Genomic DNA, 9,134 nt, shown 5'->3' on the forward strand with positions numbered 1-9,134 from the left:
TAGGGATTCTTTAGGGGATAGGGGTCAGGGGTTAGGTGATAGGGAAAAAGAATTTCCCCAACCCCCAACCCCTAACACCCAACCCCTTCTTTTTCCCCAACCCCTAACACCTACCCCCCAACCCCCAAGACTTTACAAAACCGGGGATTTAGCTCGTTATTTACCCAATGGCGAGTTGGAGTATTTGGGACGGATTGATAATCAAGTCAAAATTCGCGGTTTCCGTATTGAATTGGGCGAAATTGAGAGTTTACTGGTGAAACATCCAGCAGTTTGGGAAAGTGTGGTAGTGGTGCGAGAGGAAACGCCTGGGGATAAACGTTTGGTGGCTTACGTGGTGCCCAAAGGTGAAGCATCTGTTCAAACGGACGAACTGCGTCAGTTCCTCACCAACCAATTACCAGCCTACATGGTGCCCAATACTTTTGTAGTCCTGGAATCCTTACCCCTGACATCTAATGGCAAAGTAGACTACCGCGCTTTACCCACGCCAAATGTAAAGGGCGAACCATCTGACAAATATGAAGCACCTCGCACGCCTGTTGAAGAAACGCTGGCTCAAATTTGGATAGAACTCCTGAAAGTAGAGCGAGTTGGCATTCATGATAACTTCTTTGAATTAGGGGGACATTCTTTACTGGCAACTCAATTGGTTTTATGTATTCGCGATCGCTTTAAGGTCGAACTTCCTTTGCGCGATTTGTTTAATGCTGCGACATTAGCTGAATTAGCGCAAACAATAGCCAATTTACCCCAACAAAACTCAGACCAAACGACCCCACGCATTTTACCAAGGAAAAGAAAATGATGACTGAAGAATTACCCCTATCTTACGCTCAACAACGTTTATGGTTTTTAGACCAATTTGATCCGAACAGTGCTTTATACAATATCCCAGCCGCATTACGTCTGGAGGGAAATCTCGATCGAATAGCCCTGGAAAAAAGCTTGACTGAAATTATTCAGCGTCACGAGGTTTTACGCACCAATTTCGCTGTTGTTGATGGACAACCGTGCCAAATCATCCATACAGAAACGACCTGGAATGTCTCAGTGGTGGATTTACAGCATTTATCCACACAAGAACAAGAGATAATTTCCCGACAATTATTGCAACAACAAGGGTTGCAACCCTTTGACCTAACAAATGAGTCATTAATTAGAGCGACGTTAATAGTGTTGTCTCCAGACGAACATATTTTGTTAGTTTGTATGCACCACATTGTTTCTGATGGCTGGTCAACGGGTGTGTTTGTTCGGGAACTATCAGCACTATACAATGCCTACACTCAAGGTCAGCCATCACCCTTAGACCCACTACCAATTCAGTATGCTGATTTTGCTATCTGGCAGCGAGAATGGTTGCAAGGGGAAGTATTACAACGCCAATTGAATTACTGGCAAGAAAAACTAAAAGAGGCACCTGCTTTATTAGAATTACCTACAGACCGTCCCAGACCACCAGTACAAACTTTCGTCGGCTCAAATCAACAGTTTTCACTTTCTCCTGAGTTATCACAAAAGTTGACCCAACTTAGTCAAGAAACAGGGACGACTTTGTTCATGTCGCTGTTGGCAGCTTTTAATACTTTACTGTACCGCTATACGGGACAGTCAGATATTTTGGTAGGGACACCCATTGCTAATCGTAATCAGAGTGAAATTCAAGGGCTAATTGGTTTTTTTGTTAACACATTAGTGATGCGGACTGATTTATCAGGTAATCCCAGCTTTAGGGAATTACTGATTCGGGTTCGAGAAACAGCAATGGAGGCATATACTTATCAGGATTTGCCCTTTGAGATGTTGGTGGAAGCTTTGCAACCTGAACGGAATCTTAGCCATACACCTCTATTCCAGGTAATGTTTGCTTTTCAGAATGCACCTGTGTCCGAGTTAGAACTGGGTGAGTTAACGCTGAGTCCGATAGAGATCGAAAATCCGATCGCTAAATTTGATTTAAATTTGGCAATAGCTAGCACACCTGAAGGACTGGCGGGAGTATGGGAGTACAATTCTGATTTGTTTGATGACTCTACGATTCTTCGGATGACAGGTCACTTACTCACTTTACTCGAAAGTATTGTCGCCAATCCCCAAGCACCAATTTCTCAACTACCGATTTTAACCGCCGTTGAACAACATCAACTGTTAATTGAATGGAACAATACTCAAGTTGATTATCCCTCTGATAAATGTCTGCATCAATTGTTTGAACAACAAGTGGAAAAAACACCTGATGCTATAGCCGTAGTATTTGAAAATCAACAACTAACCTATCGGGAATTGAATGCCAAAGCAAATCAATTAGCACATTATTTGCGCTCTTTACTTAAAACAGAAAACTCAAAAGATGTGTTGGTAGGAATTTGCGTGCAACGTTCTTTAGAAATGATAGTCGGAATACTGGGGATTCTCAAAGCGGGTGGCGCATACTTACCCCTTGACCCAGATTATCCGATCGATCGTTTAAGCTTTATACTTGAAGATTCTGGAACCTCAGTGCTGCTCACTCAATCTTTCCTATCCGACAAATTAAGCAGCATTAATTTAGAACCATCTCCACAAATTATTTGCTTAGACCAAGCAAGTTTTAGTTCAGAATTAAAACATAATCCAGTTTCCCTGAGTGTTCCGGCTGATTTAGCTTATATAATTTACACTTCTGGTTCCACTGGTACGCCCAAAGGTGTGATGATTGAACATCGTGCTATTGTCAATCTTTCTTTAAGTTGGGCAAAAACTTTTCAATGTTCAGGTATGAGCCGTTTGCTTCAATTTGGCTCGTTTAGTTTTGATTTGTCTGTAGGAGAAATAGCCACAAGTTTAGTCAGTGGTGCTAGTTTATATCTCACTGATAAAGAAACTTTGTTACCTAGTCAAATGTTGGTTGACTTCTTAGCCGAGAACCAAATTACCCACTGCTTTTTATCTCCTTCGGCTTTGTCTGTTTTACCGCAAGCAAACTTACCCCATTTGCAATTTTTAAGTGTTGGTGGTGAAGCTTGTCCTCCTGGGTTAGCTAACTTTTGGGGTGTAGGAAGGCAGTTCTACAATTGCTATGGGCCTACAGAATCTACGGTAACAGCTGTGCTGGCACTAATTCAACCCGATGGCAAAAAACCGCCCATTGGTAAACCCTTATCCAATCTCCGCATCTATATTTTAGATGCCCACAATCAACCATTACCCGTAGGAATCCCAGGAGAATTGTGCATTGCTGGGGTAGGTTTAGCTAGGGGTTATCTGAATCGTCCAGATTTAACTAATGAAAAGTTTATCGAAGTAGAATTATGCGGCAAACGGGAGCGAATTTACAAAACAGGAGACTTAGCCCGCTATTTACCCGATGGCAATCTTGAATACTTGGGACGGATAGATAATCAAGTAAAAATTCGCGGTTTCCGAATTGAATTAGGCGAAGTTGAAACAGCTTTGTCCCAACTACCTGAAGTCCAAACAGCAGTTGTCGTTGCACGGGAAGATGAACCGAACAAAAAACGCTTGGTAGCATACATTGTACCACAAGAAAAAAATATTGAATCATCAAAGAAATTAGAAGATTCATTAACAGATAAAGCAGAACTATTGCCATCTGTAGCTGAGTTCTATGTCTACGATGATTTACTTTATTATGCGATGACTAATGACCATCGACGCAATCATAGTTATCAGGTGGCGATCGATCGATTGGTCAAAGATAAAATAGTTGTGGAAATCGGCACAGGTAAAGATGCTATCTTAGCGAGATTTTGTGTTGCAGGAGGTGCCAAGAAAATTTATGCAATTGAACTAAATGAAGAAACCTGCCACAAAGCCAGAACTTGTATTGAAAAGTTAGGTTTAGCAGATAAAATTATAGTGATTCATGGAGATGCAACTGTAGTTAATCTCCCTGAACTTGCTGATGTTTGCGTTTCAGAAATTGTGGGATCGATCGGTGGCTCTGAAGGTGCAACAGTAATTATTAATAACTCCAGAAGATTACTCAAGCCTGATGGTTTGATGATTCCTGAAAGAAGCGTTACTAAAATGGCAGCTGTCACGCTTCCAGATGAAATATTACATAATCCTCAGTTTGCTGAAATTGGGGCACATTACGCCAAAGAAATCTTTAAACAAGTTGGATATCCCTTTGATTTAAGGGTATGTATTAAGAAATTCCCCAAATCAAATGTTCTATCCACAGTGGATGTTTTGGAAGACTTGAATTTCAATGAATATGTTAGCCCGGATTTCACCCATGAAATTAAATTGGAAATGCAAAAAAGTGGGCGAATGGATGGCTTTTTAGTTTGGTTGAATTTGCATACAATTGCTGGAGAAGAAATAGATATTCTAGAACACGAGCATTGCTGGCTTCCGATTTATTTTCCAGCATTTGAACCAGCAATTGAAGTAGAACAAGGTGATATCATTCAAGCAGTTTGTTCTCGGAAGCTTTGCGACAATAATCTCAACCCAGATTATGCGATTAAGGGTAGTTTGCTGAAAAAGAATGGAGAAAAGATTGACTTTGAATATGTTTCCTATCACTATAAAAATAATTTCCGGCAAACACCTTTCTATCAACGATTATTTGCGAATTATGAGCAGGAAGAAGATAATCAATCCGATAATTTAGTACCATCTCTGAGGGCTAATCTTAAGAAAATCCTGCCCGACTACATGATTCCCTCTAATTTTGTGGTGCTAGAGAATTTGCCTTTAACACCAAATGGTAAGGTAGATTATCGTGCTTTACCGATGCCGGAATCTCGATCGGGAATCGAAGTAAATTTAGTCGCCCCTGGTACCGCAGTTGAAGAGATCCTAGCGCAGATTTGGACAGAAGTTTTGAAGGTAGATCCGATCGGCATTCATGATAACTTCTTTGAACTAGGTGGCGATTCTATCCTCAGCATTCAAATCGTCACTAAAGCAAGGCAAGCTGGACTACAACTCACAGTTAACCAATTATTTGCCCATCAAACTATTGCCGAATTAGCTGCTGTTGCTGGGACTACCAAAGTAATTCAAATTGCCCAAAAATTAGTTACAGGTAAAGTACACCTAACGCCAATTCAACAGCGATTTTTTGATCTAAAATGGGTAGAAACACACCACTTTAATCAATCATTTCTATTCACAACACCATCCGACTTTCAGCCGGAATTATTATCACCAATCTGGGAGAAATTACTCCAACATCACGATGCTTTGCGTTTACGCTTTACACCATCAGAATCCGGTTGGGAACAGATTCACGCTACTCCAACTAAAAAGATTGCCTACTCCTATTTCGACTTATCAAGTCTCCCAAAAACTGAGATTCCAGCAACCATTGAAAATACCGCCAATAGTTTACAAGCAAGTTTGAACTTGGCATCTAATCTTGTACAAATTGCTTATTTCAAATTAGAAGAAGACCAACCTGGAAGATTACTAATAGTAATTCACCATTTGGTAGTAGATGGAGTATCTTGGCGGATCTTATTAGAAGACTTACTAACAGCTTATCAACAACTAAGTCAGAGTCAAGCAATTCAGTTACCACCAAAAACCACCTCTTTCCAAGATTGGGCACAACATCTTAAAGAATATGCTCAATACGCCTACGGCACGCTGACGCGAACAGAAAAATTAAAATCGGAATTAACATACTGGCTAAGGGGATCGGAAGTAAATGTTTCTCAAATTCCAGTAGACTATCTCCAAGGCGTGAATACAGTTGCTTCGGCTGAAAGTATATCAGTGTCGTTAACTCCAGCAGAAACTCAAGCTTTGTTACAAGAAGTTCCCAAAGCTTATAAAACTCAAATTAATGATGTTTTATTGACAGCTTTAGTGCTGGTTTTAAGTCGCTGGACTAATTCAAATTCAGTGCGGTTCAACTTAGAAGGACATGGGCGCGAAGATATTATTGAGGGAGTAGATTTATCCCGAACAGTTGGTTGGTTTACCACCCTTTTCCCGGTGCTGGTGGAACTGGAAGAAACTGATAATTTAGGGACAATTTTAAAATCATTCAAAGAACAATTACGCAAGATTCCTCATAAAGGAATTGGCTACGGCTTATTGCGTTATCTTTGTGATGATCCAGAAGTTAAGAGCCAAGTCCAGAAAATAAAAGAAGCAGAAATTAACTTCAATTATTTAGGTCAATTTGGTCAAGCACTGAATCAATCTTCTTTGTTACAATTGGCAACTGAGTCAACTGGAAACAGCCTGAGTTTAGCAGGTCAACGATCGGGTTTACTCGATGTTAACGCTGCGATCGCAGAAGAACAGCTGCATATACATTGGATATACAGCAGCAATGTGCATTCTTCGAGTACGATCGAGAAAATAGCCACAGATTTTGTCACCACCTTACGAGAATTAATCGCTCATTGTTTATCACCAGAAAATGGTGGCTATACTCCCAGTGATTTCCCCTTAATCAAACTCACACAACCAGAATTAGATCGGGTATTAGCCAGTCTTCCATTAACTAATTGGCAAAATATTGAGGATATTTATCCCTTATCACCAATGCAACAGGGGATGCTATTTGAAAGTTTGTATGCTCCTGATTCTGGTGTATATGTGGAACAGATGACTTCCACTTTAACCGGAAACTTAAATGTGTCGGCGTTTGAGCAAGCTTGGCAACAACTAGTAGCGCATCATTCCATTTTCCGCACAGCGTTTGTTTGGGAATCTTTAGAACAACCAGTACAAGTGTTGTATCGACAAATAGAAGTGAAAGTCGAAAGATTGGATTGGCAGGAATTATCTGCTTCTGAGCAGCAACAGCAATTACAACTGTTTCTTGATTCAAAACGGCAACAGGGTTTCGATTTTGGCATAGCACCATTGCTGCGTCTATATCTGATTCAATGCTCAGAGAATACTTATGAATTTGTCTGGAGTTTTCATCATATATTAATGGATGGCTGGTCTTTACCATTAGTATTTCAAGACCTATTGAATTGTTATCAAGCAATTGTCCAGGGTCAAAGAATCGAAGCTCAACCCGCACTCAATTACCGTCATTACATTGCTTGGCTACAACAACAAGAACAACAGCTAGCAGAAGATTTTTGGCGCAAAAAACTGCAAGGTTTTGCAGCCCCAACACCTTTGATGGTAGATAAACCTTTATCAAACCGGGAAAAAGGCTTACGCAGTTACAGGGAACAACAAATTGGGTTAAGTGTTTCGGCAACGAAAAAGGCGGGATCTTTTGTCCGAGAAAATCAATTGACACTAAATAATTTGGTGCAGACAACTTGGGCTTTGTTGCTATCTCGCTATTCTCAAGAAACTGATGTGGTGTTTGGTGCAACTGTTTCTGGTCGTCCGGCGGCGCTAGCTGGGGTAGAGTCGATGGTAGGATTGTTTATTAACACTTTACCGATGCGCGTCCAGTTCTCCGAGTCAAAGGAATTGCTGGGTTTGTTAAAGGATTTGCAAGCTCAACTGGTGGAGTCTGAGCAATTTTCCTATAGTTCGTTGGTGGAAATTCAGGGATGGAGTGATGTTAAGAGAGGGACGGCTTTGTTTGAGAGTATTCTGGTGTTCGAGAATTATCCGGTGGATAGTGAGAGCCTAGAAGAAAATTATAGTTTTTCGTTTTCTAATTTCCGAACGATCGAACAAACAAATTATCCTTTGACAATTTTAGTCGGACCCGGAGAACAGTTATTGCTGAAGGTGTACTACGATGGCGATCGGTTTGATGATAGTGCAATCAGCCGGATGTTGGGTCATTTTGTCACCCTGCTAGAAGCCATTGTCGCCAATCCCCAAACGCCAATTGCTCAACTACCAATGTTAACTCCGGCTGAACAACATCAACTATTAACCGAATGGAACAATACTCAAGTAGACTATCCGCTTAATCAATGTCTGCATCAATTATTTGAACAACAGGTAGAGAAAACACCCGATGCAGTAGCAGTAGTATTTGAGAATCAACAACTAACTTACTCCCAATTGAATGCCAAAGCCAATCAGTTAGCAAATTATTTGCGTTCATTAGGTGTGGGTGCAGATGTGCCCGTAGGCTTATGTGTGGAACGTTCGATCGAAATGCTTGTGGGAGTGTTGGGAATTCTCAAAGCAGGTGGTGCTTATGTTCCGATCGATCCAGAATATCCCACAGAGCGGTTAAGCTTGATGTTGTCAGACTCCCAAGTTTCTGTGCTGCTGACACAACAAAAATTTGTAGAGACGTTGTATACAACGTCTCTACCTACACATCAAGCACACTTAGTTTGCTTAGATACTGACTGGGTAGTGATTCAAGAGTGCAGTCCAGAGAATCTGATTTGTGATCTCCAACCGGAAAACTTAGCTTATGTAATTTATACCTCTGGTTCCACAGGAAAACCCAAAGGCATCGCCATGAATCACCTACCTTTGGTGAATCTGATGCTTTGGCAAATGCAAAATTCGACAATGGCTCAAGGAGGAAAAACCCTACAATTTGCGCCAATTAGCTTTGATGTCTCATGTCAAGAAATGTTCTCTACTTGGTGTAGTGGTGGGACATTGCTTTTGATTAGCGAGCAACTGCGTCGAGAACCAAAAGCTTTATTAGATTTACTCTCTGAACAAGCAGTAGAGAGACTGTTTCTACCTTTTGTCGGCTTACAACAGCTAGCTGAGGTAGCGACGGAGAGTAAATCAGCAGGAAAGCTGCGGGAAATCATCACAGCAGGGGAACAGTTACAGATGACACCAGCAATTACTGATTGGTTGAATCAGCTAAGTAACTGCACTTTGTACAATCATTATGGGCCTTCGGAAAGTCATGTAGTTACCAGTTTTACCGTAAATCAGACAGGAGAAAGTTGGTCGTTACTGCCCCCGATCGGTCGCCCCATAGCCAACACTCAAATTTACATTCTCGATCGATATCGTAAGCCAGTACCGATCGGAGTCCCCGGAGAATTGCACATTGGCGGTGTTTCCCTAGCCAGAGGCTACCTGAATCGACCAGAATTAACAAATGAGAAGTTTATCGACAATCCCTTCGGGGATAGGGGTCAGGTGTTAGGGGATAGGGATTCTTTAGGGGATAGGGGTCAGGGGTTAGGTGATAGGGAAAAAGAATTTCCCCAACCCCCAACCCCTAACACCCAACCCCTTCTTTTTCCCCAACCCCT

The 9,134-nt window shown here is 41.3% G+C and carries 2 protein-coding genes; both read left to right on the forward strand.

Features of this window, described 5'->3' with window-relative positions:
* The coding region (locus tag ACE1CC_RS02690; protein ID WP_413268932.1) for an AMP-binding enzyme at window positions 1–808 on the forward strand (808 nt) is incomplete at its 5' end.
* Window positions 805–9,134 (forward strand): amino acid adenylation domain-containing protein (locus ACE1CC_RS02695; RefSeq protein ID WP_413268933.1); only part of this gene is annotated, 8,330 nt, incomplete at its 3' end. The genes ACE1CC_RS02690 and ACE1CC_RS02695, both read left to right, overlap by 4 nt.

This window comes from Floridaenema aerugineum BLCC-F46, assembly GCF_041929345.1.
In the GTDB taxonomy this organism is placed as follows: Bacteria; Cyanobacteriota; Cyanobacteriia; order Cyanobacteriales; family Aerosakkonemataceae; genus Floridanema; species Floridanema aerugineum.